Genomic DNA, 23,761 nt, shown 5'->3' on the forward strand with positions numbered 1-23,761 from the left:
AGGTGCCGCGGTGACGATCAGAATCCTCCCGGCCGTCGGCGACCCCGACGCGGCCCGCGCCATCGGCGGGCTGCTCGGCCAGCTGCCCGGCGTCGAACCGTCGGCGCCGGTGGGCGACTCGACCCGGCTGCTGGACACCCTCGCCGCGCTGGCCGCCGCCTCGCTGGAGGACCTGCCCGAGGTCGTCCTCGTCCATGAGCGGATCGGCCCGTCCCCCGCCCTGGAGCTGATCCGCGAGGTCGCGCTGCGCTTCCCGGCGGTGGGCGTGGTGCTGGTCACCGGCGACGCGGGACCGGCCCTGTACTCGGCCGCCATGGACGCGGGCGCGCGCGGCATCGCCGGGATACCGCTGTCGTACGACGAGCTGGCGGCCCGCGTCCAGGCCGCCGCCCAGTGGGCCACCGGCGTACGGCGCCACCTCGGGGGCGGCGGCGACGTGGCCGCCACCGGCCCTGGCGGCACGCTGGTCGCCGTCGCGGGCGCCAAGGGCGGAGTCGGTACGACCGTGACCGCCGTCCAGCTCGCGCTGGCCGCGCGGGCGGCGGGCCGCACGGTCGCCCTGGTCGACCTGGACCTCCAGTCCGGCGACGTGGCCTCCTACCTCGACGTCCAGTTCCGGCGCTCCATCGCCGACCTGGCCCAGATCACCGACATCTCGCCGCGGGTGCTCCAGGACGCGGTCTTCACCCACCACACCGGGCTCGGGCTGCTGCTCGCGCCGGGGGAGGGCGAACGCGGCGAGGAGGTCACCGACCGGGCGGCCCGGCAGGTCGTCGGCGCGCTGCGGACCCGGTTCGAGCTGGTGGTCGTCGACTGCGGTACGCAGATGACCTCGGCGGGCGCGGCCATCGTCGAACAGGCCGACACCGCACTGCTGGTGACCACCCCGGACGTGGTCGCGGTGCGGGCGGCCAAGCGGATGGTGCGGCTGTGGGACCGGCTCCAGATCCGCAAGGCCGAGGAGACCGTGACCGTCGTCAACCGGCACACCCGCAGCGCCGAGATCCAGCCGCAGCTGGTCGCGCGCGCCACGGGCACGGCGGTGGCGCGCACCGCGATCCCGGCCGGGTTCAAGGAGCTTCAGCCCGCCGTCGATTCGGGCCGCATGCAGGACCTGGACGCCAAGTCCGCCGTCAAGCAGGCGCTGTGGGGGCTCGCCGGGGAACTGGGCCTGGTGGACGGCACCCCCGGCACCCCTGGCGCGCCCCCGCCCGGCCGCCGCGCTCCCCACCGGGGCGGGCACGCCCAGGGCGGCGACCGCTCCCTGCCCGGGCTGCGGCGGCGCCGTGCCATAGGAGCGGGACAGTCCGACGACGGTGACGGCGGCGATACGGGCTCCGGGACGGACGCCCTGAACGAGATCCCTCCGTCCGGCACCGGCCGTTTCCTGCGCAAGCGGGGCGGCGACCGCGGCCAGGTCACGGTCGAGTTCATCGGCGTCCTGCCGCTGGCGCTCATCGTGCTCGCGGTGATCTGGCAGCTCGTGCTCGTCGGCTACACGTACTCGCTCGCGGGCAACGCGGCCGACAAGGGGGCCAGGGCGGGCGCGGCCGGGGGAGCCGCCGCCTGCCAGGCCGCGGCGCAGGACGACATCCCCGGCTCGTGGAGCGCCGACATCGACTGCCCGGGCGCGGGCGACGGCGCGGTGTACCGGTCGACGGTGAAGCTGAACGTCCCGATCCTGTTCCCGGGCGCCGCCGACTTCCCGTGGACGGTGACCGGTTCGGCGGGCGCGTCGGACGAGACGGAAACCGCGGCGGGCACGGAGCAGTGAGGGGGCGTACAGCGATGACCCGACGGACAGGCACCGGGCGGGACCGGGGGCAGGCGTCGATCGAGTTCCTGGGCTTTCTGCCGATCCTGATCCTCGTCGCGCTGGCCGCCGTTCAGCTGGGGATCGCCGCGTACGCCGTCCAGCAGGCGGGTACGGCGGCGCGGGCGGCGGCGCGTACGGGCTCCCAGGACGAGCCGGGCACCACCCCGGGGGCCGCCGGGAAGGCGGCGATCAGCGGCTGGCTGGCCGACGAGACGAACATCAGCGACGGCGACTGCAACGGTGACGAGGCGAGCGCGACCGCGTCCGTCAAGATCCCCTCGGTCATCCCCGGCTTCGACATCTTCGGCAGCGCGGAGAGGAGCGCCACCATGCCGTGCGACGACGGATCCCTCCAGGCGGCGGGAGGGCGGCCATGAGCCTGCGGGCCCGTATCAACGCGCCCGAGGGGCCCGCCGAGGGCCGCCAGGACGGGCACCTCGTCGCCGTCTACCGCGCCAAGCTGCTGGAGGAGATCGACCTCGCCGAGATGTCCTCGCTGGCCGCCGCCGAGCGCCGGACCCGGCTGGAGCGCGTCCTCGGCCACATCATCAGCCGCGAGGGCCCGGTGCTGTCCACCGGCGAACGCTCCCAGCTCATCCGCCGGGTGGTGGACGAGGCGCTGGGCCTCGGCGTGCTCGAACCACTGCTGGAGGACACCTCCATCACCGAGATCATGGTCAACGGGCCGGACCAGATCTTCGTGGAGCGGGCGGGCCGGGTCGAGCTGGTGCCCGTCCGGTTCGCGTCCGAGGAGCAGCTGATGCAGACCATCGAGCGCATCGTCTCCACCGTCAACCGGCGGGTGGACGAGTCGAATCCGATGGTCGACGCCCGCCTCCCGTCCGGCGAGCGGGTCAACGTGATCATCCCGCCGCTGGCACTCACCGGCGCCACGCTCACCATCCGCCGCTTCCCGCGCGCCTACACCCTCAGTGAGCTGATCGGCATGGGCACGCTGGACGAGCAGATGCTGATGCTGCTGGCGGCGCTGGTGCGGGGCAAGTTCAACGTCGTCGTCTCCGGGCCCACCGGCTCCGGAAAGACCACGCTGCTCAACGCCCTCTCCGGGCTGATCCCGGACGGCGAGCGGATCATCACCGTCGAGGACGCGGCCGAACTCCAGCTCCAGCAGACCCATGTCATCCGGCTGGAGTCCCGGCCGCCCAACGTCGAGGGCAAGGGCCGGATCACCATCCGCGACCTGGTTCGCAACTCGCTGCGCATGCGCCCCGACCGCATCATCGTCGGCGAGGTGCGCGGCGGCGAGACCCTCGACATGCTCCAGGCCATGTCCACCGGCCACGACGGTTCGCTCGCCACCGTCCACGCCAACAGCGCCGAGGACGCGCTGATGCGGCTCCAGACGCTCGCTTCGATGTCCGACGTGGCGATCCCGTACGAGGCGCTGCGCGACCAGATCAACAGCGCCGTGGACTGTATCGTCCAGCTCGTCCGGCACGCCGACGGCTCCCGCCGGATCAGCGAGATCGCGCTCCTCGACAGCCACGGCCACGAGGAGTACCGCATCGCCACCGTCTGCCGCTTCGACGCCCAGCCCATGGGCGCGGACCGGATCGTGCACGGACGGTTCTCGTACTTCCCGCTCCCGGAGCGGGTCGCGGAGCGGCTGCGGATGGCCGGTGAGGCGGTGCCGCCCGCCTTCGGGGTGGCCGCCTTCCCGGCGCAGCTGACCACGCGGGGCGCCGCGTACGACAAGGGCGCGTACGGCGCGCGGGACGGGAGGTAGCCGCATGGACCGGCTCGCGGTGCTGACGCTCGGCACGACGCTGGTGTGCGGCGCGCTGGGCGTCGCCGGGGTGCACACCTACGCCCGGGGCACGGACCGGCAGCGCGCGCTGATCGACCGGCTGTCGGAGTCGGGGGCTGCGGCACCGGCCGGGCGTTCGCGCCGCTTCGCCCGCGTGGACCGGCGGCTGCGTACCACCTCCCTGGGGCGCCGGCTGGAACTGCGGCTGGCGGCGACGGGTTTGGACGTCACCCCCGGCGAGTTCTTCGTCTACACGGCCGCCGCGGCGGCCGGGCTGTGGGTGCTGGCGGCGTCGCTGCTGGCCTCGTTCTTCGGCCCGATCGCGGCCGTCATCGCCGTCTGGTCGGCGTTCGGGTTCCTGGGCTGGCAGCGGCAGAAGCGCATCGAACGCTTCATCAACCAGCTGCCCGAGCTGTCCCGCATCCTGGCCAACGCCACCCAGGCCGGGCTGGCGCTGCGTACCGCGCTGAGCATGGCAGCGGACGAGATGGAGGCCCCGGCGGGCGAGGAGCTGTCCAAGGTCTCCGCCAAGCTGGCGGTGGGCCACTCGGTCGACGACGCGCTGGGTGAGCTGGCCGAGCGGCTGCCGTCCCGGGAGCTGGTGGTGCTGGTCACCACGCTGGTGCTGTCCAACCGTGCGGGCGGGACCGTCGTCAGCTCGCTGCGCAACCTCACCCACACGCTGGAGGAGCGGAAGGAGACCCGGCGCGAGGTCCGCACCCAGCTCTCCCAGGTGACTGTCACCGCGTATGTGGTGCCGCTGATGGGCATCGGCACGCTGCTGCTGATGAACCGGATCTCGCCGGGCTCGCTGGACCGCATGACCTCGTCCATCTGGGGGCAGGCCGCGGTGATCGGGGCCTTCGCCCTGTACGGGATCGGCTTCTTCCTCATCCGCCGCATGTCGAAGATCGACGTCTGACCGAGGTAGTGGGCATGGGTTTTGGAGTGCTGCTGGCACTGGCGGCCGGGCTCTCGGTGGCGGGCATCGCGTACGGCATCGCGCTGTACCGCAGCGAGGCCAAGCTGCCGAGCGACCTCGCGGTCGCGCTGGAGGTCGGGGCGACCCGTACGAACGCGGTCGGCTCGGCCGTCGACCGGCTCGGCATGCGCTACGCCCCGCTGGTGCTGCGGCTGATGGGCGAGAAGCGGGTGGCCCGGGTGCGCCGCCGCATCGATCTGGCGGGCCATCCGGGCGGGCTGACGGTCGACCGGTACGCGGCCCGCCGGGCGGTGTACGGGATCCTCGGCTTCGGCGGCGCGCTGGTCATGCTGATGAAGGGCCAGCTGCTGCTGGCCGTGCTGCTGGTCGTCTTCGGCCTGTTCTGGATCGAGGTCGGGATCTGGGCGGCGGTGCGGGAGCGCAAGGACGCGATCGACCGGACCCTGCCCGACTTCCTGGACGTGCTGGCGGTCGTGGTGAGCGCCGGACTGGGCTTCCGGCAGGCGCTGGACCGGGTGTCGGAGAAGTACGAGGGCCCCTGGGCGGATGAACTTCGCATCACACTTCGGCAAATGGACATGGGGGTCAGCAGGCGCCAGGCGTTCGAAGAACTGCGGAAGCGGAACGACTCCGAACAGGTCGCCCAGTTCGTGACCGCGCTTCAGCAGGGCGAGGAACTGGGCGCTCCGATCGTCGAGACACTGATCGCCATCGCGAACGACATGCGCCGTACGGACGCCCAGAACGCCCGGCGCCGTGCCGCCCGTGCCGTCCCCAAGGCGACCATGGTCATCACCACCTTCATGGTGCCGGGGACGATGGTGCTGCTCGTGGCGGGGTTCTTCATCGGCTCCGGCACGGACTTCGGTTCGGTCACGGGAGATTGACGGTCATTTGGGCGAATATGCTTCGCGATCGCAATCAGGTATGGGACAGTCGTCGGCGGAACTCCTCGGCGGCGGGAGGGGGTGAGACGGATGGGCCGCGGCAAGGGACCCCCGCGCGCAGGGTTCGAACACCGTGTATCAGGAAGGCAATGCCCCCTGGGACACTGTTCCGAGGCAACTGTTTCGGCGTACTTTGCTCGTGTCGCGAGCGACACCACGGGGGTTGAGTCGCCGGACCAGAGTGGGACGGCCACCCATGGAGGGGAACACGATGGGGAAGCGCGTTATGGGGAACGACCGGGGGCAGACCTCGATCGAGTACCTGGGGATCATTGCCGTGGTGGTCGCCATCGTCCTGGTACTGGCGACGACGGACTTCGGAAGCATGATCGCAAACGCGATCTCCGACAAGATCGCCCAGGTCGTCGGCATCTGAGTGAGCGCGTGAAGGCTCGCGGATACCGCAACAGCGACACCGGGCAGGCCTTTCCGATCTACATCACCGCGGTCGCGGCCCTGCTCTTCCTCGCCCTTGCCTTCTTCGCGGTGGGCCAGGCCGGGGCCACCCGCAACGGCGGACAGACCGCCGCCGACGCGGCCGCCCTCGCCGCCGCCCAGGACTACCGCGACCAGCTGGGCACGGCGCTGCTGGAGGCCGTGGCGGACGGCAGCGCGCTGGAGGACCTGCTGAACGGGCGGGGGATCGGCGTGGGTGACGCGTGCGAGCAGGCCGAGGGGTTCGCCCAGCAGAACGGCGCGGACGTAACCGGCGAGGGCTGCGTCCCGGGCTACCTGCCCACGTCCTTCACCGTCACCGTCAAGACGCAGAAGCCGGTGGGCAAGACCGTCATCCCCGGTACGGAGAGCGAGTACGCCACGGCGAAGGCCAAGGCGGTCATAGGTCCGCGCTGTACGCTCCAGCCGCCTGACGAGCCGTCGCCCACCCCGACGCCGACTCCGACGGGCGACGAGGACGGAGACGACGGCGGCGGAGGCGGCGACGGCGGCGACGAGGACGAGCCTTCCGCCGTGCTGATGTGTGACGGCAGGACAGTGACCATCGACCCGGCGCACCCCGAACTGCTCCCGGACGTCAAAGACCTGTTCTCCGTGCACCTTGCCGACTGAGCGACCGACGAGTAGACGAGCAAAGGACAGCGAGCGATGAGCATTCGGCACACGACGAAGGCCCGGAGGGGGGCTGCCGCGGCGGCGCTCGGAGCGGCCCTGACCCTCGCCGTGGCCGGGTGCGGCAGCGGCGACGGCGGCGGCAAGGAGGACGGCTCCCCGCAGAAGTCGACCGCGGCCAAAACCGACGACGCGCAGGGGGAGACGGAGCCCGCGGCGGACTCCAAGAAGGTCATCGGCGAGATGAAGGGGCCGAAGAACATCGTCGTCACCCTCCACTCCGCGGAGCGCGACAGCGGCGGCTTCGTCACCGTCAACGGCACGGTGACCAACCGCGGCAGCACGCTGTTCAACCCGATCGACTGGCGCTCCCCGGAGGTGGAGCTGTCCAAGTCCCGCTCGTCCGTATCGGGTGCGTCCCTCGTCGACGGGAAGGGCAAGAAGCGGTATCTCGTGCTCCGGGACACCGATGGCCAGTGCCTGTGCACCACGGGGCTCTCCGGCATCAAGCAGAACGAGAGCCGGCCGTTCTTCGCGCAGTTCCCGGCCCCGCCCAAGAGCGTCACGGAGGTCGAATTCCAGCTCCCGACCATGCCGTCCGTCAGCATCAAGCTCTCCGGGTGAGCCCCGCCATGACGTCGACGCGTACGACACCCCGCCGCGCCCTACGGTACGGCCCGGCCCTGGCCGCCCTCGCCCTCGTGCTCACCACCCCGGCGCTCAACCCCCCGGCCCGCGCCGACAGCGGCCCCGGCGCCCCCGCCGACACCAGGCCGCCCCTCAAGATCGACGCCGATGACCCCGATCTGCGGATGCCCGAGGGCGCCAAGCTGGCGGCCGGGCGGGTCCTGGACATCAAGTCGGTCGTCGAAACGGACGACGGCGACGAGCGGCGCGAGGACACCAACACCAAGGTGAGCTTCGCCCTCCAGGCCGAGGTGCTGTTCGGCAAGGACAGCGCCAAGCTCGGCGCCGAGGCGAACGCCCGTATCCAGCAGATCGCGGACGAGGCGGAGCGGCAGGACGCCAAGAGCGTCCGCGTCTTCGGCTTCACCGACAACCTGGGCTCGGCCGCGCACGGCCTCGAACTGTCCCGCAAGCGCGCCGACGCGGTGCAGCAGCAACTGGCGGACAGCCTCGACTCCTCGGTCGCGTACCAGATCCGCGGCTACGGCGAGCAGTACCCGATCGCGGACAACGCGACGGAGGAGGGCCGCAAGAAGAACCGCCGAGTAGAGGTCAGCTTCCCCCGCGGCAGCTAGCGGGTATTCCCCCACCCCGCCCCTTCCCGACCAGGGGCTCCGCCCCTGAACCCCACCCGCGGGGCGGCCCCGGCCAGGCTGCGCTTGGGCCCCGCCCCGGAAGCTGCCGGGGCTGTGCGCCCCCTGCACCGCTGGGGCTGCGCCCTTCGCCGGGCTGCACCCGCCCACGGCGGGGCTCCGCCTCAGAGCCGCCGGGGCTGCCGCGCCCCTGCACCGGTGGGGCTGCGCCCAAGTCTCGTGCGTAGCTGCCGAGCCCGTCCTGCCCCCGCCGGGGCCCGGGGCGTAACCCACCTCGGGGCCCCGCCCCGGAAGTCGCCGGGGCTGCCGTCCGTGCCACGTTGCACCGCTGGGGCGGGCCCGAGACCCTCGTGCGCAGCTGCTGCGCCCTTCGCCGGGCTGTACCCGCCCCGTCCCCATGCACCGCTGGGGCTGAGCCTCCAGAACCGGCCGGGGCCGTTGCCTCAACCTCCGCGCTGCGCCCGGTTCGTGACCCATCCGCGAGAGAGGGGCACCTCCAGCCCCTCCGGCGTTTGAGGAGCGGGGGTGCGGGGGCGGAGCCCCCGGCGTGGGGTCCGGGGCGGGGTGCCCCACTTCCAGCCCCTCCGGCGATTGAGGAGCGGGGTCCAGGGGCGGAGCCCCTTGGTTCGGGAAGGGGCGGGGTGGGGGAAGAGCCCCGCGGCGTACCCGGGAGTGGGGCGTGGGTGGGAGGGGAACCCGGGCGTTCCCGTGCCGCATCATGGGGGCGTCGTTCCACCCCGCGCGGGAGTTCCCCTGAATACCACCGTCGCCGAGATCCTCGCCGTCACCCTCCTCCTCGCCGTGCTGACGTTCGCCGTCGCCCGCCCCCGCGGCTGGCCCGAGGCGGTCGCGGCGGTGCCCGCGGCGGCGGTCGTGGTGGGGGCCGGGGCCGTGACACCGGCGGCGGCGTGGGAGGAGACGCGGAGTCTGCTGCCCGTCGTCGGGTTCCTGGCGGCCGTGCTGCTGCTGGCGCAGATGTGCGCGGACGAAGGGGTGTTCGAGGCCGCCGGGCAGGCCGTGGCGCGCGCCTGCCGGGGGCGTACGGACCGGCTGCTGGGCGGGGTGTTCGCGGTGGCGGCGGCGGTCACCGCCGTGCTGAGCCTGGACGCGACGGTCGTCCTGCTGACCCCCGTGGTGTTCGCGACCGCGACCCGGCTCGGCGCCCGCTCCCGCCCGCATGTCTACGCCTGCACCCATCTGGCGAACTCGGCGTCGTTGCTGCTGCCGGTCTCCAACCTCACCAACCTCCTCGCGCTGGAGGCGAGCGGGCTCTCGTTCACCCGGTTCGCCCTGGTCATGGCCCCGGCCTGGCTGGTGTCCATCGCGGCCGAATTCCTGGTCTTCCGCCGCTTCTTCGCCGCGGACCTGGCCGCCGGGACGACGAAGCCGCCGCCCGCCGAGTGGCCGCGGGTGCCGGTGTTCGCGCTGACCGTGCTGGGGCTGACCCTGGCCGGGTTCGTCGTGACGTCGCTCCTCGGCCTGGAGCCCGCGTGGGCCGCGGGGGCGGGGGCGCTGGTGCTCGCGGTGCGGGCGGTGGCGCGGCGGACGACGACCGTACGGGGCGTGGTGGGCGCGGCGGGCCCGCTGTTCTGCCTGTTCGTGCTCGCCCTGGGCGTCGTGGTGCGGGCGGTGCTGGACAACGGCCTGGAGGCGGCGCTGTCCCGGGTGTTGCCGGTCGGCACGGGCCTGTCCACCCTGCTCGCGATCGCGGCCATCGCGGCGGTGCTGGCGAACCTCGTCAACAACCTGCCCGCGACGCTGGCGCTGCTGCCGATCGCCGCCGAGGGCGGCCCGGGCCCGGTCCTGGCCGTGCTGATCGGGGTCAACCTGGGCCCCAACCTCACCTACGTCGGCTCCTTGGCCACGCTGCTGTGGCGGCGTATCGTCCGCCACCACGGGGCGGACGCCGACTCCGGGCTGGGCGAGTTCACCCGCCTCGGGCTGCTCACCGTGCCGACCACGCTGGTGGCGGCGACGGTGGCGCTATGGGCCATGCTGGCGACGCTATGAGGAACTCATGATCGTGCTCATCTGGATCGCCGAGGGAACCTGGCAGTCCGCCGTGGACGCCGCCCGCGACCATCTGTCCGCCGACGGCGACGCCGAGATCCGCCTGTTGTACGTCACCGACGACCATGTGGCGGGCGCCGCGCACGGCGCCTTCGCCGGGCTGCTGGGCCGGGGCCGCCCCGGGCGGGACCCCGGCGACCAGTTGGAGGAGCTGGCGGCGACCGCCGCGTCCGAGCTGCTGGACGCCGCCTCGGAGCGGCTGCACCGGCCCGTGACCCGGCTGCACCGGCACGGCCGGGTCGAACACGAGGTGGTGCGCGAGGCCGACGGCGTGGATCTGCTCATCTGCGCCCGCGACGGGGACCGCGACCGGCTGGGGCCCCACAGCCTGGGGCCCGCCGCGCGCTTCGTCGTGGACCATGCGCCCTGCGCCGTCCTGCTGGTGTGGCCGGAGCCCGCGCCCGGCATCGAGTCGCTGCCGCCACCGCCGCCTTAGCGACCCGACCTGTCAGGACTCGATCCAGTTGTGCGCCTGGGCCAGCTCGATGACGCGCCGGCGCACCTGCTTGATCTGGTCGGCGGTGAGGCTGCCGCCCATGTCGACCAGGGTCTCGGTCAGCTCCTGCCGGAATTCGGCCACCGAGAGCACGTCGCACATCGTGTCGTCGCCGGAGTCCGGTGCGGGGGAGGACCGGACGACCGGGGCGGCGCCGCGCTCCAGGATGCGGACCTCGGACGCCTTGGGGCCCTTGTCGCCGTACTCGGGGACGAACCGCACCTTAGAACCGGGCTGGAACAGGTGCTTCTCGTCCAGGAGGTCGTTCGCGTGCATGAACACATCCTCGCCACCGTCGTCCGGGGCGATGAAGCCGTAACCGCGAAACTCGTCGAACCGCAGAATCTTGCCCGTCGTCGTCAACGTGCCACCCCTACCCCTGTACCTCTACCTCATGTACCTCATCGAACACCGAGCTCAGCGTACAGAAGGCGGTGGAGACGAAGAAGGGCCGGGGTCGACCGCGACCCGGACGCCCCGCCGCAGACCCCAGCCCTCCATCGCCCCCGCCTCGGCCTCCAGGACGTGGCGTGAAAACGCCCGTGGCAGCCCGAGCCGCCCGGGGCGCAGGGTGGTGACGGCCAGCACGGTCATCCGCCGGTCGAGATAGGCGACGTCGATGGCGAAGCGCATCCGGAAGGTGTGCACCCCGCTCGCGGGGGTCAGCAGGATCGCGCCGGTCAGCCCGTCCCGGCCGAGCAGCCCGCGGGACCGGGCGCGGTAGGAGGCGGCGATCTCCAGCGGTACGTCCACACCGTCCGGGACGCGGAGCGTTCCGGTGCCGTCCCGCCAGCGGCCCATGCGCGTCCCCTTCACCACCCGTCGTCCACCCTTGGGATGAGTGTTCCACCGACGGGTTCCCCCGGCCCGCCGCTTCCGTAGGCTCGGGCCGTGCAACCGCTGCTGATCGCTCTCGCCGCCGCGTACGGCGCCGCCGCCGGGCTGCTGGTGCCGCGCCCGCTGTACCGGCTGGCCGTCGAGCCCGGGGAGCCGTGGCGCGCGGACTGCCCGCGCGGGCACGCGCTCACCGGCCCGGCCCGCGGCTGGCTGGGCCTCGCCCGTTGTGCGCGCTGCGAAACCGACGCAGGGGCGGACGACGGGACGGACGCAGGGACGGACGCAGGGGAGGACGCACCCCGGTACGGAACCGGCCCGGTGCTCCCCGCCCTGCTCACCGCGCTGGTGTGCGCGGCCCTGGCGGCGGCCGCCGGGGCCCGCCCCGAGCTGGCGGTGTGGCTGCTGCTCGCCCCGCCCGCGGTGCTGCTGGCCGGGGTGGACCGGGCGGTGCACCGGCTGCCGGACGTGCTGACCCTGCCGATGGCGGGCGCCGCGGCGGCGCTGCTCGGTGCCGCCGCGCTGCTGCCGCACAGCGCCGGGTCCTGGTCGCGGGCGCTGCTGGGCGGGGTGGTGCTGGGCGGGGCGTATCTGGTGCTGTTCCTGATCAGCCCGCGCGGAATGGGTCTGGGTGACGTCAAGTTGGCGCTGACGCTGGGCGTGGCCCTCGGCTGGTACGGCTGGGCGGTGCTCTTCTGGGGCGGGTTCGCCGGGGTGCTGCTGGGGTCGCTGTACGCGATGGCCCTGGTTCTGGCGCGGCGAGCGGGCCGCGGGACGCCGCTGGCGTTCGGCCCGTTCATGATCCTCGGCGCGGGCGCGGGGCTGGTACTGGGGGCGCTCGGCACCGGCTGACGCTTTCGCGCGTCGGCGCCGCGTACATCCTCACCCTCGCCGATGCATGGACAACCGCTCACGAAGGGTTATGGTGGAAACCCCCCCTCGGGCCGGTCCGTACTCCCCCCCACGGACCGGCCCGCTCTATTACGGGGCTTTGTGGGGTCTTCGCGGCGTAACGGCGGCACACAGCCCGCACGAGGCGTCACGCAACGTAATGACGTCGGGGGTTCCGGATGGCCTCCGGACGTCCGTGCGGTGTCTCGATACCCCGTCCGACCGGCTCGGTTAGCCACCCCCGCCGCCCCGCAGTAGGGTGCTGCCCTTGGGGCGGACAGCCATGGCGAGCCATGCAAAGCACTGAGGGGCTGGAAGACGTGAAACTGCGCGACCTGGTGTACGGGCTCTACGCACGCCGGGTGGAGGGCCGCCTCGATCACGACCAGGTGCCCAAGCACATCGGCGTCATCCTCGACGGCAACCGCCGCTGGGCCCGCGCCTCCGGCGGCACCACCGAGCAGGGTCACAAGGCGGGCGCCAGCAAGATCCAGGAGATGCTGGGCTGGTGCAGCGAGACGGACGTCGAGGTCGTCACGCTCTGGATGCTCTCCACCGACAACCTGGACCGCCCCGAGGAGGAGCTGAAGCCGCTCCTGAGCATCATCGAGGGCGCCGTGCGCGACCTGGCCGCCGACGGCCGGTGGCGGGTGCACCACGTGGGGAACCGGGACCTGCTGCCCTCCCGTACCCAGACGGTCCTCAAGGAGGCCGAGCGGGACACGGAGCACATCGACGGGATACTGGTCAACGTCGCCGTCGGCTACGGCGGCCGCCAGGAGATCGCCGACGCGGTGCGCTCGCTGCTCCTCGACCACGCCACCAAGGGCACGTCCTTCGAGGAGCTGGCCGAGGTCGTCGACATCGACCTGATCGCCGAACACCTGTACACCCGCGGCCAGCCCGATCCGGACCTGGTGATCCGCACCAGCGGCGAGCAGCGGCTGTCGGGCTTCATGCTCTGGCAGAGTGCCCATTCGGAGTACTACTTCTGCGAAGTTTTCTGGCCCGCCTTCCGCAAGGTCGACTTCCTCCGCGCCCTGCGTGACTACGCGGCGCGGCACCGCCGCTACGGCAACTAATCGCCTTATCGCACAAAGCAGTTCACCGGCCGGGGCCGGACGCGACACCGCGTCCGGCCCCGGCCGTCGTGTAGCACGCTCGTTCCACAACGTTCACGCACGGGCCGTCATATGCCATTGCATGGCCCCGCACCTTCGAGGGAATATCCCTTCCAGGTCGACGCCCTGTTCCACTGTCCAGTCGGGTGTCGAACTGCCAGCGGACGGCATCGGGTCGTCCGCCCGGGAGGCCCTTTGCACACGGACGACTGTGCGGATCGTGCGTATGACGCGGAGGGCCGGCGCTCGGCCCGTTCCGTGGGGTCTGAGCCCGGTCCGCTCCCCGTCTACGGCGGGGACACCTCACTCCCGCGACGCCGTCGCACCCCAACCTCTCCCGAGGGGGTTCGTCCACCCGTGGTGACCAGCAAGAAACGCCGCGAGCACGACCGGCGCACCTATGTCCTCGACACCAGCGTCCTGCTTGCCGACCCAGGCGCCATGTCCCGCTTCGACGAGCACGAAGTCGTGCTGCCGGTCGTCGTGGTCACGGAACTGGAGGCCAAGCGACACCACCCCGAGCTGGGGTATTTCGCCCGGCAGGCGCTGCGCCTGCTGGACGAGTACCGCATCCGGTACGGCCGTCTGGACGCTCCGATCCCGATCGGCGACCTGGGGGGCACCCTGCGCGTCGAGCTCAACCACTCCGACCCGGGAATCCTGCCCGCGGCCTTCCTGACCCACGGGGGCCGCGTGGGGGACAACGACGCGCGGATCCTCGCGGTCGCCCGGAACCTCCAGGCCGAGGGGTACGACGTCACGGTCGTCTCGAAGGATCTGCCGCTGCGCATCAAGGCGTCCTCGGTGGGGCTGCTCGCCGAGGAGTACCGCGCGGAGCTGGCGATCACCGACTCGGGCTGGACCGGGATGGCCGAGCTGGCCGTCTCGGCCGAGCAGGTGGACGACCTGTTCGCCGCCGAGACCGCGTACATCCCCGAGGCGGCCGAACTGCCCGTGCACACCGGACTGGTCCTCCAGTCCGAGCGCGGCAAGGCGCTGGGCCGGGTCACCCCGGACGGCCAGGTGCGGGTGGTGCGCGGCGACCGCGAGGCGTTCGGCATCCACGGGCGCAGCGCGGAGCAGCGCATCGCGCTGGACCTGCTGCTGGACCCCGAAGTGGGCATCCTCTCCATGGGTGGCCGGGCCGGTACGGGCAAGTCGGCGCTCGCGCTGTGCGCGGGCCTGGAGGCGGTCCTGGAGCGGCGGCAGCACCGCAAGGTGATGATCTTCCGTCCGCTGTACGCGGTGGGCGGCCAGGAGTTGGGTTATCTGCCCGGCAGCGAGGCGGAGAAGATGAGCCCCTGGGCTCAGGCGGTCTTCGACACGCTGTCCGCGGTGACCAGTTCCGAGGTGATCGAGGAGGTCGTGGAGCGCGGGATGCTGGAGGTGCTTCCGCTCACCCACATCCGCGGCCGGTCGCTGCACGACGCCTTCGTGATCGTCGATGAGGCGCAGTCGCTCGAACGGAACGTGCTGCTGACCGTTCTGTCCCGGATCGGTGCCAACTCCCGGGTGGTGCTGACCCACGACGTGGGGCAGCGCGACAACCTCCGCGTCGGGCGGTACGACGGGGTGGTGGCGGTGGTCGAGAAGCTGAAGGGGCATCCGCTCTTCGCGCACATCACCCTCAACCGCTCGGAGCGGTCGCCGATCGCGGCACTGGTGACCGAAATGCTGGAGGACGGCCGCATCTGAGCCGATAGCATCCGGTACGTCGGCAACGCGCCGCACGGAAAGGCCAATGAGCCTAGCTGTGCGGCGCGTTCTCGCGCGTGGATTTCCAGAAACCCTAGGGCGTAAACGGGGTGTGAGCTTTCACACCCCCCGGGGAATTGCCTACGGCCGTTCGTGTCCGGCAGGGTGTGGGTTCTGTCAGGCCCCGCATACGGCACACCAGTACCCCCAGCGGTACAGAACCGCAGCAGTATTCAGAACTGAACAGAGTTCGCCGTATGCCGCCCGAGCACCTTGCGGACCTCCTGCGGGAGGACGCACCGGGCCAGTGCCTCCCGTGACCAGCCACACCCACTGAGCAGTACCGGGGACGGAACAAGGGGAGGCCAGCGTCAGGGGCACGATTGCGCCCGCGAGGTCACCTAAGCGGGCGATGCTGGAAGGAAACCGAGTGAGCCGGATTTCGGTCCGGGGATTCGCAGTGGCCTCGGCCACCGCGGTCACCACTGTGGGCGCCGTCGTCGGTGTCGCCGCGGGTGGCGAGCAGCAGAGCTCGTCCGACCCGATCGAGGCGACCGCCGCCGACTCGACGCTCCTAGCGGACATACCCGCCGGCCAGCAGGCCGTGGCGCAGACCGCATCCCTGACGCAGCAGGCGGACGTCCAGTCCACCGCCGCCGACGCGGAGGCGAAGAAGTCCGCAGAGGAGGCGGCCCGCAAGCAGGCAGCCCAGGACGCGAAGGCCAAGAAGGCCGCCGCGGACAAGGCGGCCGCCGAGAAGCTGGCCAAGGAGCGCGAGGCAAAGAAGAAGCAGGAGCTCGCGAGCCGTTCGGCCACGCGGGACGCCGGCGACTTCCCGGCCAAGGCCTCGTACACCATCGCCGAGGTCCAGGCCATGGCGCGGCAGATGGTCCCGGGCGACCAGTTCCAGTGCTTCAGCAACATCGTGGACCACGAGAGCGGCTGGAACTACCAGGCCACCAACCCGTCCTCGGGTTCGTACGGTCTGGTGCAGGCGCTGCCCGCGTCCAAGATGTCCTCGGCCGGTGCCGACTGGAAGACCAACCCGGCCACTCAGATCAAGTGGGGCCTGGGCTACATGAACGACCGCTACGGCAGCCCGTGTGAGGCATGGTCGTTCTGGCAGGCCAACAACTACTACTGATCGGACCGGGCCTCCGGCCGCTCAGTGACAGAGCTTCGCGAAACCCCCGTCCGCCAGGTCGGGGGTTTCGTGCGTCCCCAGCCGGTAACGTCATCCCGACGACCACGGGGGAACCGGGGGTAGGAAAGCTGAATGTCCAGATTGCCAGATTGGGTCGGCAGATTGGGAGCCGGTCTGACCCGGCTCGCCGCTCGGCTCGAACACGAAGAGGCCGCGGCACGCGGTGACGAGAGCGGCGGCGGAGGAGCCGGTCGGCCGCCCGAGCCCGCCGGAGGCCCGGAGCCGTCACCGCATCGGCCGGAGCCGCCGCACAAGGCGCACGGGGCGCCCAGGCCGGAGGAGCCGCAGAAGCCACCCGAGGGGGCCGAGGAGTCCGAGGGGCCCAGCGTGCCCGCCCCGCCCGCCTACGCCCCCGCCGTCGCACCCCGGCCCGAGCCGGTCGACGCCGTCCCCTGGGGCGTACGGGTCGCCGCCGAGGCCGGATGGCGGCTGCTGGTGCTGGCCGGGACGGTCTATGTGCTGATGCAGGTCATCAGCTCCATCCAGCTGGTGGTGTTCTCCTTCACCGTCGCCCTGCTCATCACGGCCCTGCTGGAGCCCACCGTCACCCGGCTGCGCCTCCGGGGCGTGCGGCGCGGGCTCGCCACGACCATCACCTTCATCGGCGGCTTCATCATCATGGGGCTGGTCGTGTGGTTCGTGGTCTGGCAGGTCATGGAGAACATCGACGAGCTGTCCGACAAGCTCCAGGACGGCATCGACGATCTGCGGCGCTGGCTGCTGCACAGCCCGTTCCATGTGACGGAGAAGCAGATCAACCACATCGCCAAGAGCCTGCGCGAGGCCGTCGGCGCCAACACCGAGGAGATCACCTCGGCCGGGCTCGAAGGCGTCACGGTCGTGGTCGAGGTGCTGACCGGCATCCTGCTGACCATGTTCAGCACGCTGTTCCTGCTGTACGACGGGCCGCGGATCTGGCGCTGGACGCTGGGGCTCGTCCCCGCGGCGGCCCGGCCGGGCGTGGCGGGCGCGGGGCCGCGGGCCTGGGCCACGCTGACCGCCTATGTGCGCGGCACGGTGATAGTGGCCCTCATCGACGCGATCTTCATCGGCGTGGGGCTCTTCTTCCTCGACGTGCCCATGGCCGTGCCACTCGCCGTCTTCATCTTCCTCTTCGCCTTCATCCCGCTGGTCGGTGCGGTGGTCTCCGGCGCGCTCGCGGTCATGGTGGCGCTCGTCACCCAGGGCGTCTTCACGGCGGGGATGGTGCTGGTGGTGGTGCTGGCGGTGCAGCAGATCGAGGGCCATGTGCTCCAGCCGTTCATCCTCGGCCGCGCGGTGCGGGTCCATCCGCTCGCCGTGGTGCTCTCGGTCGCGGGCGGCTCGCTGATCGGCGGCATCGGCGGCGCGGTGGTGGCCGTACCGCTGGTGGCGGTCGTCAACACGGCGGTCGGCTATCTGCGCTCGTACAGCAGGGAGAGCGCCCTGCGCGCCGCCTCCCGCCCGCACGGCGCGACCATCATCTCGGCCGCGCCGGTCCGGCCGCCGGAGCCGCCGGGCTCGCCGGGCGAGGGCGGTACGTAACAGTGCGGAGGGGCGCCGGTGCGTAACAGCGCGAAGGGGCGCCCCACCGGACCGGTGGGGCGCCCCTTCGTCTCTGCGGCGAAAGCCCTATGGGGCGTATGGGGCCGGGCGGCGTCAGCCGTTCTCGGCCAGCACGCCCTCGGCGTCCAGGGTGGCGCCGACCGCCTGGATCACGGCGGCGATCTTGAAGGCTTCCTGGACCGTCTCGCGGTCCACGCCCGCCTTGCGGAGCACCTGCTCGTGCGAGTCGAGGCACATGCCGCAGCCGTTGATCGCGGAGACCGCGAGCGACCACAGCTCGAAGTCGGTCTTGTCCACGCCCGGGTTGCCGATGACGTTCATCCGCAGGCCCGCGCGCAGGTTGCCGTACTCCGGGTCGGACAGCAGGTGCCGGGTCCGGTAGTACACGTTGTTCATCGCCATGATGGCGGCCGCCGACTTGGCGGCGGTGTACGCCTCGGGCGACAGGTTGGCCTTGGCCTCCGGCTCCAGTTCGGAGAGCACGCGCGGCGAGCGCGAGGCGATCGCGCAGGCCAGCACGGTGCCCCACAGCTGCTGCTGCGGAAGCTCGGAGTTGCCGATCACCGAACCGAGGTTCAGCTTCAGGTCCTTGGCGTAGTCCGGCAGGGCGGACTTCAGGGTGTCGAGCGCCATGTCAGTTCACCTCACTCGCCGGAGAGGAGCGCGACCGGGTCGAGGGTTTCCTCGCCCTGCGTCCAGTTGCACGGGCACAGCTCGTCGGTCTGGAGGGCGTCCAGCACCCGCAGGACCTCCTTGGGGTTACGGCCCACGGAACCGGCCGTCACCATGGTGAACTGGATCTCGTTGTTCTGGTCCACGATGAAGACGGCGCGCTGGGCGAAGCCGTCCTCGCCCTCGATGCCCAGGTCGCGCATCAGCTCGTGCTTGGAGTCCGCCATCATCGGGAAGGGCAGGTCACGCAGGTCGTCGTGGTCCTTGCGCCAGGCGTGGTGGACGAACTCGGAGTCGCCCGAGAAGCCCAGGATCTGGGCGTCACGGTCGGCGAACTCCTCGTTCAGCTTGCCGAACGCCGCGATCTCGGTCGGGCACACGAAGGTGAAGTCCTTGGGCCATGCGAAAACGATCTTCCACTTGCCCTCGTAGGTCTTGTGGTTGATCTGCTCGAACTCCTGCCCCTTCTCCAGCGAGACGCAGGCGGTCAGGTCGAACTCGGGGAACTTGTCACCGACAGTGAGCACGTTTCTCCTTGCAGCTTTCGCGTGGGAGGGACCCTTTGTGGGGGTTTCCCGGGGTTGGACGGTCTCCACCCTGGCACATGCCACATTGATCAGTGAAATAGCTACACTCGGTCGGGTTGATTGGAGGTGGTTATCAGTGGCCGCGACAGCGATACCGGCAGGAAAGCCGCGGCAGCCGAGCTTGTCCCAGCTCAAGGCGTTCGCCGCGGTCGCCGAGCATCTGCACTTCCGGGATGCGGCGTCCGCCATCGGGATGAGCCAGCCCGCCCTTTCGGGCGCCGTCGCCACCCTGGAGGACACGCTCGGAGTGCAGCTTCTCGAGCGTACGACCCGCAAGGTGCTCCTCAGCCCGGCGGGGGAGCGGCTGGCCGCGCGAGCACGCTCCGTGCTCGCGGAGGTCGGCGCGCTGCTGGAGGAGGCGGAGGCGGCGCGGGCGCCGTTCACCGGGGTGCTGCGGCTCGGGGTGATCCCGACCGTGGCCCCGTATCTGCTGCCGACCGTGCTGCGGCTGGTGCGCGAGCACTATCCGCGCCTCGACCTCCAGGTGCACGAGGAGCAGACCGCCTCGCTGCTGGACGGGCTCGCCCACGGGCGGCTCGACCTGCTGCTGCTCGCGGTTCCCCTCGGCGCCCCGGGGGTGGTGGAACTGCCGCTGTTCGACGAGGACTTCGTGCTGGTCACGCCCCGGGACCACTGGCTGGGCGGGCGTACGGACATACCCCGCGAGGCGCTCAAGGAGCTGGATCTGCTGCTGCTGGACGAGGGCCACTGCCTGCGCGACCAGGCCCTCGACATCTGCCGCGAGGCGGGTCGGACCGAGGGCACCCCGGTGACCACGACCGCCGCCGGGCTCTCCACGCTGGTGCAACTCGTCGGCGGCGGGCTCGGGGTGACGCTGCTGCCGCGTACCGCGCTACGGGTCGAGACCGGCCGCAACGAGGACCTGGCCACCGGCGACTTCGCCGACCCGGCCCCCGCCCGCCGCATCGCCCTGGCCATGCGCGCCGGGGCCGCGCGGGCGGAGGAGTTCGAGGCCCTGGCCGCCACGCTCCGCGAGGCGGTGCGACCGCTTCCGGTGCGGGTCGCACGCTGACGCGCCGTCGCGGCGGGGGTTTCTCCCCGCCGCGACGGCGCGTGCTCTGCCCGTTGGGGGGCTACTCGGTGCGCAGGCCCTCCGGGCGCATCATGCGCCACAGCGGCGGCAGGCTGGCCAGGGTCACCACCAGGATGACGCCCGCGCCGATGCCGGTCATCGCGGCGAGTCCGGCCCAGTCCACGGCGATCCCCTCGCCGACCATCTTCAGCAGCAGGACGCCCAGCGCCAGCCCGCCCGCGATCGACAGCGCGAGACCCAGCACCACCGGGACCGCGGTCTGCCACAGGATCGACCAGCTCAGCGTGGTGCGCCGGGTGCCGAAGGCGACCAGGACCGAGAGCAGCCGCTTGCGGTCCCGCAGTTGCTCCAGGGTGGTCACGATCATGCTGGCCCCGATGAGCAGCAGCGTCGCGGTGGCGCCGATGAACAGGACGTTGCGGATCGCCTGGAACTCGGACGACTGCGACGAGCTGGTGAGTTGCATCACGTCGAGCGTCGGGGCGATCGTCGCGCTGGCGTTGCGTACGTACTCGGCGGCGTCCGGCACCTTCGGGTCCAGCCTGAGCATCGCCACCGCCTGCGGGTCGGACAGGTCGGAGACGTCGAAGGCGCCGGGGGTGGCGAGGATGCCGGTGCGCTGGGCGCCGATCGGGTCCTGCCTGGACTCCACCTTCTTGGCAGAGCGGGGGACCGTCCACAGCTTCGGCTTGCCGGGCGTGGGTATGCCGTCGTCGAAGGCCAGATTGATCTGCGCGCCGGGCTTCGCGAAGGCGTGGTCGGTGCCCGTGTACTCCGGGTCCGCGGTGACGGTGAACACATCGCCGTCCCGGCAGCTCGTGATGTGGGCCAGCTCGCGCAGCGCCGGGCAGTCGGCGACGGTGAGGGAGTCGGTCGGGATGTAGGCCGGGTCCTTCACCTTGCTGCGCGGGTCGGAGAAGGAGTCCTCGGTGACCCCGAGCACGCTCCGCACGCCCTTGGCCGCGCCGAGCCGTGCGAAGGCGTCGCGGGCCTGGGCGCCGTTGTCCACGTTCATGTTCACGACCAGCTGGGCGCGGTTCGGGTCCTGGTCCGTCTCCTTGGTGTTGTGGGCCTCCACGCTCGCGAAGAGCATCTGGAGCGCGATGGCCCCGGCGACCGCCACCGTGATGCCGCTGACCGCGCGCGCCGCGGTGCCGCTGCTGAGCTGGAGCCGGCGGGTGGCGAGCTGCCAGGGCACCGGGCCCTTGCCGAAGCGCTCCACCACGGCCTCGACCAGCCAGGGCAGCAGCGCGGTGGTGCCGATGAGGAGCAGCACGGCACCGGCCGCGGCCTGGTACGGCTTGAGGTCGCCGCCCGAACTGCCCGCCCCGAAGCCGCCCGCGAGCGGAGCCAGCAGCCCGATGCCGAGGAGCGGCAGCAGCAGTCGCCACCACAGCCGTCGCCGCTTGGGGGTGGCGTTCCGTACGACGCCCAGCGGCTCGATGGCGATGGCGCGCAGGGCGATGAGCGTGACGGCGACGGCCGAGGCGGGCACGGTCAGCACGATCGCCAGGGCGAGCGGGAGGGAGGGCGTGATGTCGGAGGTGAAGAAGCTCATGCCCATCATCGAGGCGCCGCCGATGGCCTCCCGCACCAGCAGGAAGAGCGCGGCGCCGACCGCGAGCCCGAGGAGCGATCCGAAGAGCGACTCACCCGCGGCGATCCGCCGCGTCATGTGGATGTCGGCGCCGACCAGCCGCAGCGCGGCCAGCCTCTTGTCGCGCCGCTCGCCGCCGAAGCGGGCGGCGGTGGCGATGAAGATGAGCACCGGCAGCAGCAGCACCACACAGCCCATGACGACCAGCAGCACCAGCGCGGGATCCAGTTCGTCCCCGCTGGTGTCCTGGGCGCCCCAGCGGTCGATGCGGTATTCGGAGGGGACGCGGTCGAACTGCTCCTGGGGGACGCCCGCGTAGTAGCGGAGTTCGGCGGGGCCGCTCAGCCCGCTGTCGCCGATCACGCCGACGGTGCGGTACGGGAAGCGGTCCCGGAGCAGCTTGCCCTCGTCGGAGTCGAGCAGCTCCTTCAGCGCGGGCGAGACCCACATCTCCCCGGCGGCCGGAAGGCGGCCGATGCCCGGCGGATGGGGCGGACGGTCGCCGTCGGGCGCCATCACCAGGCCCTGGATGTCCTTGTCGTGGTAGTCGGTGTTCGCCATGGCCAGGCGGATCGTGCCGGGGCCCGGCTTCGGCTCCTCCCCGAAGCCGAAGGCGGCGATGGCGTTGGACCGCTCGTTGCGCGCGGAGTCCATGGAGGGGACGGAGGCGGCGAGCAGCAGCAGCGTGACACCGAGGCCGACGCCGACCGCCGTCATGATCGTCCGGGCCCAGCTCTCCCGCCCGCCGGTGACCGCGAACCGGCCGCCCATGGCGAGGTCCGCGGCCCACCGGGCGATGCCGGGGCGCTGCGGCGGCTCGGGGGCCGGGGCCGGGGGCGAGGGCCGTACGGCCGTCAGGGTCGCGCGGCCGGAGGTGCCGTCGCCCGGGCTCGTGTGGCCGTCTTTCGGGCCGCTCATCGGACGCCCGCCATGTCCCGCGCCTTGCCGTCGCGCACGACGACCTCGCGGTCGGAGTACGCGGCGACCCGCGCCTCATGGGTGACCAGGACGACCGCGGTACGGGTCTCCCGGGCCGCCTCGGTCAGCAGCTCCATCACCCGCTCGCCGTTGAGGGAGTCCAGCGCACCGGTCGGCTCGTCGGCGAACAGCACCCGCGGCCCGGTGACCAGCGAACGGGCGACCGCGACGCGCTGCCCCTGACCGCCGGAGACCTCGCCGGGCCGCTTGGCCGCCACATCGGCGACCTCCAGCCGCTCCATCCAGGACACCGCCCGGGCCTCGGCCTCCTTGCGCTTGACCCCGTTGAGCCGCAGCGGCAGCGCGACGTTCTCCACACAGGTCAGCTCGGGGACGAGCTGGCCGAACTGGAAGACGAAGCCGAACTCACCGCGGCGCAGGCTGCTGCGCTCGGCGTCCGACAGGGCGGACAGCTCGCGCCCGCCGTAGTGGACCGCGCCGGAGTCCGGCCGGACGATCCCGGCCAGGCAGTGCAGCAGCGTCGACTTGCCGGAGCCGGAGGGGCCCATCACGGCGACGACCTCGCCGGGGTGGATGGAGAAGTCCGCGCCGTCCAGCGCGGGGGTGGGGCCGTACGACTTGTGCAGGCCGTCGGCTATCAGCAGGGATCCCGCCGGAGTCATGAACGCACCGCCTTGGCGAGTGGGCTGAGGCGGGCCGCGGTGAGCTCAAGCCAGCGCAGGTCGGCCTCGAGGTGGAAGAGGGCGTGGTCGCAGATGAGTTGGTCGCTGAGGTCGCCGCGGCGCTTGCGCTGGGTCAGCTCGCGCATCAGCCGCAGGTGTTCCGCGCGCTGGACGTCGAGCAGATCGGCGGCGTCGCGCCCGGTGAGCAGGGCGAGGACGACCTTGGTGTAGAGGACCGACTGGAGGTAGGGCTCGGGCTTCTCGGGCTGCGCGAGCCACTGCTCCACATCGGTGATGCCCGCGTCGGTGATCGCGTAGCGCTTGCGCTCGGGACCGCCCGCGTGCTCGACGCCGTCGACCTCCACGAGGCCGTTCTTCAGGAGCCGGGACATGGTCGAGTAGACCTGTCCGTAGTGCAGCGGGCGGTCGTGCCCGAACTTCTCGTCGAAGGCGCGCTTGAGGTCGTAGCCGTGTCGTGGACCGGACTCCAGAAGTCCGAGCAGGGTGTGGCCGATTGACATGCGCGGCACTCTACACCATGCGTATACCTCGTGTGTATAGTTGCGATGGGC

The 23,761-nt window shown here is 71.9% G+C and carries 24 protein-coding genes; 17 read left to right on the plus strand and 7 right to left on the minus strand.

The window, feature by feature from the left end; translation table 11 throughout:
* Positions 1-10: 10 nt before the first annotated feature.
* The 11 genes from HYQ63_RS27205 to HYQ63_RS27255 all read left to right on the plus strand — a co-directional run bounded on the left by HYQ63_RS27205 (position 11) and on the right by HYQ63_RS27255 (position 10,328).
* Complete coding sequence (locus tag HYQ63_RS27205; RefSeq protein WP_179936523.1) at positions 11-1,774, plus strand: P-loop NTPase; 1,764 nt, start codon at positions 11-13, stop codon at positions 1,772-1,774.
* 14 nt (positions 1,775-1,788) lie between these two features.
* A complete protein-coding gene (locus HYQ63_RS27210; protein ID WP_257232176.1) occupies positions 1,789-2,193 on the plus strand; it encodes a TadE/TadG family type IV pilus assembly protein in 405 nt (134 codons plus the stop codon).
* Positions 2,190-3,563, plus strand: coding sequence for a CpaF family protein (locus tag HYQ63_RS27215; RefSeq protein ID WP_009715378.1), 1,374 nt, complete (start codon positions 2,190-2,192; stop codon positions 3,561-3,563). Before HYQ63_RS27210 ends, HYQ63_RS27215 begins: the two co-directional genes overlap by 4 nt.
* A 4-nt stretch (positions 3,564-3,567) precedes the next feature.
* A complete protein-coding gene (locus tag HYQ63_RS27220; protein ID WP_179936525.1) occupies positions 3,568-4,506 on the plus strand; it encodes a type II secretion system F family protein in 939 nt (312 codons plus the stop codon).
* A gap of 14 nt (positions 4,507-4,520) precedes the next feature.
* Complete coding sequence (locus HYQ63_RS27225) at positions 4,521-5,414, plus strand: DUF5936 domain-containing protein (RefSeq protein ID WP_179936526.1); 894 nt, start codon at positions 4,521-4,523, stop codon at positions 5,412-5,414.
* 271 nt (positions 5,415-5,685) lie between these two features.
* Entirely contained in the window at positions 5,686-5,850 is a 165-nt protein-coding gene (locus tag HYQ63_RS27230; RefSeq protein WP_179936527.1) for a hypothetical protein, read from the plus strand.
* Between the two features lie 8 nt (positions 5,851-5,858).
* On the plus strand, positions 5,859-6,542 hold the full coding sequence (locus tag HYQ63_RS27235) for a pilus assembly protein TadG-related protein (protein WP_179936528.1): 684 nt from the start codon (positions 5,859-5,861) through the stop codon (positions 6,540-6,542).
* A gap of 36 nt (positions 6,543-6,578) precedes the next feature.
* Positions 6,579-7,166, plus strand: coding sequence for a hypothetical protein (locus HYQ63_RS27240; RefSeq protein WP_179936529.1), 588 nt, complete (start codon positions 6,579-6,581; stop codon positions 7,164-7,166).
* 8 nt (positions 7,167-7,174) lie between these two features.
* Entirely contained in the window at positions 7,175-7,804 is a 630-nt protein-coding gene (locus HYQ63_RS27245) for an OmpA family protein (protein WP_179936530.1), read from the plus strand.
* 726 nt (positions 7,805-8,530) lie between these two features.
* A complete protein-coding gene (locus tag HYQ63_RS27250) occupies positions 8,531-9,832 on the plus strand; it encodes an SLC13 family permease (RefSeq protein WP_257232178.1) in 1,302 nt (433 codons plus the stop codon).
* A 7-nt stretch (positions 9,833-9,839) separates the two neighbouring features.
* Positions 9,840-10,328: a universal stress protein gene (locus HYQ63_RS27255; protein WP_179936531.1), complete on the plus strand. Its 489-nt coding sequence runs from the start codon at positions 9,840-9,842 to the stop codon at positions 10,326-10,328.
* Between the two features lie 12 nt (positions 10,329-10,340).
* Here the strand turns inward: HYQ63_RS27255 and HYQ63_RS27260 are convergent, their stop codons facing one another.
* Entirely contained in the window at positions 10,341-10,751 is a 411-nt protein-coding gene (locus HYQ63_RS27260; RefSeq protein WP_063735814.1) for a cold shock domain-containing protein, read from the minus strand.
* Positions 10,752-10,805: 54 nt separating this feature from the next.
* A complete protein-coding gene (locus HYQ63_RS27265; protein ID WP_179936532.1) occupies positions 10,806-11,189 on the minus strand; it encodes a DUF192 domain-containing protein in 384 nt (127 codons plus the stop codon).
* A 90-nt stretch (positions 11,190-11,279) separates the two neighbouring features.
* Here HYQ63_RS27265 and HYQ63_RS27270 point away from each other — a divergent pair, with 90 nt between their 5' ends.
* The 5 genes from HYQ63_RS27270 (at position 11,280) to HYQ63_RS27290 (ending at position 17,657) form a co-directional block, all read left to right on the plus strand.
* Positions 11,280-12,074, plus strand: a complete 795-nt coding sequence (locus tag HYQ63_RS27270) for an A24 family peptidase (protein ID WP_179936533.1) — start codon at positions 11,280-11,282, stop codon at positions 12,072-12,074.
* Between the two features lie 359 nt (positions 12,075-12,433).
* Positions 12,434-13,195 carry an isoprenyl transferase gene (locus HYQ63_RS27275; protein ID WP_179940556.1) on the plus strand — a complete coding sequence of 254 codons (762 nt, stop codon included), beginning with the start codon at positions 12,434-12,436 and terminating at the stop codon, positions 13,193-13,195.
* Positions 13,196-13,591: 396 nt separating this feature from the next.
* Entirely contained in the window at positions 13,592-14,929 is a 1,338-nt protein-coding gene (locus HYQ63_RS27280; RefSeq protein ID WP_123100607.1) for a PhoH family protein, read from the plus strand.
* Between the two features lie 412 nt (positions 14,930-15,341).
* Positions 15,342-16,073 (plus strand): transglycosylase SLT domain-containing protein, encoded by a 732-nt coding sequence (locus tag HYQ63_RS27285; protein ID WP_179936534.1) that lies wholly within the window; start codon positions 15,342-15,344, stop codon positions 16,071-16,073.
* Between the two features lie 132 nt (positions 16,074-16,205).
* Positions 16,206-17,657 (plus strand): AI-2E family transporter, encoded by a 1,452-nt coding sequence (locus HYQ63_RS27290; protein WP_179936535.1) that lies wholly within the window; start codon positions 16,206-16,208, stop codon positions 17,655-17,657.
* 114 nt (positions 17,658-17,771) lie between these two features.
* Here the strand turns inward: HYQ63_RS27290 and HYQ63_RS27295 are convergent, their stop codons facing one another.
* Together HYQ63_RS27295 and HYQ63_RS27300 are read right to left on the minus strand one after the other, a co-directional pair.
* A complete protein-coding gene (locus HYQ63_RS27295; RefSeq protein ID WP_179936536.1) occupies positions 17,772-18,311 on the minus strand; it encodes an alkyl hydroperoxide reductase in 540 nt (179 codons plus the stop codon).
* A gap of 11 nt (positions 18,312-18,322) precedes the next feature.
* On the minus strand, positions 18,323-18,877 hold the full coding sequence (locus HYQ63_RS27300; RefSeq protein ID WP_179936537.1) for a peroxiredoxin: 555 nt from the start codon (positions 18,875-18,877) through the stop codon (positions 18,323-18,325).
* A 136-nt stretch (positions 18,878-19,013) separates the two neighbouring features.
* Between HYQ63_RS27300 and HYQ63_RS27305 the strand changes: the two genes are divergently transcribed.
* Entirely contained in the window at positions 19,014-19,970 is a 957-nt protein-coding gene (locus HYQ63_RS27305; RefSeq protein WP_179936538.1) for a hydrogen peroxide-inducible genes activator, read from the plus strand.
* 61 nt (positions 19,971-20,031) lie between these two features.
* On the opposite strand, the gene HYQ63_RS27310 is transcribed toward HYQ63_RS27305, so the two are convergent.
* From HYQ63_RS27310 to HYQ63_RS27320, 3 genes are read right to left on the minus strand one after another with little or no spacing between them, the layout of a single operon-like run.
* On the minus strand, positions 20,032-22,506 hold the full coding sequence (locus HYQ63_RS27310) for an ABC transporter permease (RefSeq protein WP_179936539.1): 2,475 nt from the start codon (positions 22,504-22,506) through the stop codon (positions 20,032-20,034).
* On the minus strand, positions 22,503-23,189 hold the full coding sequence (locus HYQ63_RS27315) for an ABC transporter ATP-binding protein (RefSeq protein ID WP_179936540.1): 687 nt from the start codon (positions 23,187-23,189) through the stop codon (positions 22,503-22,505). The genes HYQ63_RS27310 and HYQ63_RS27315 overlap by 4 nt, the downstream gene beginning before the upstream one ends.
* A complete protein-coding gene (locus tag HYQ63_RS27320; RefSeq protein WP_179936541.1) occupies positions 23,186-23,710 on the minus strand; it encodes a PadR family transcriptional regulator in 525 nt (174 codons plus the stop codon). The genes HYQ63_RS27315 and HYQ63_RS27320 overlap by 4 nt, the downstream gene beginning before the upstream one ends.
* Positions 23,711-23,761: the final 51 nt, after the last annotated feature.

Source organism: Streptomyces sp. Rer75, from assembly GCF_013414305.1.
Taxonomy (GTDB): Bacteria; Actinomycetota; Actinomycetes; order Streptomycetales; family Streptomycetaceae; genus Streptomyces; species Streptomyces himastatinicus.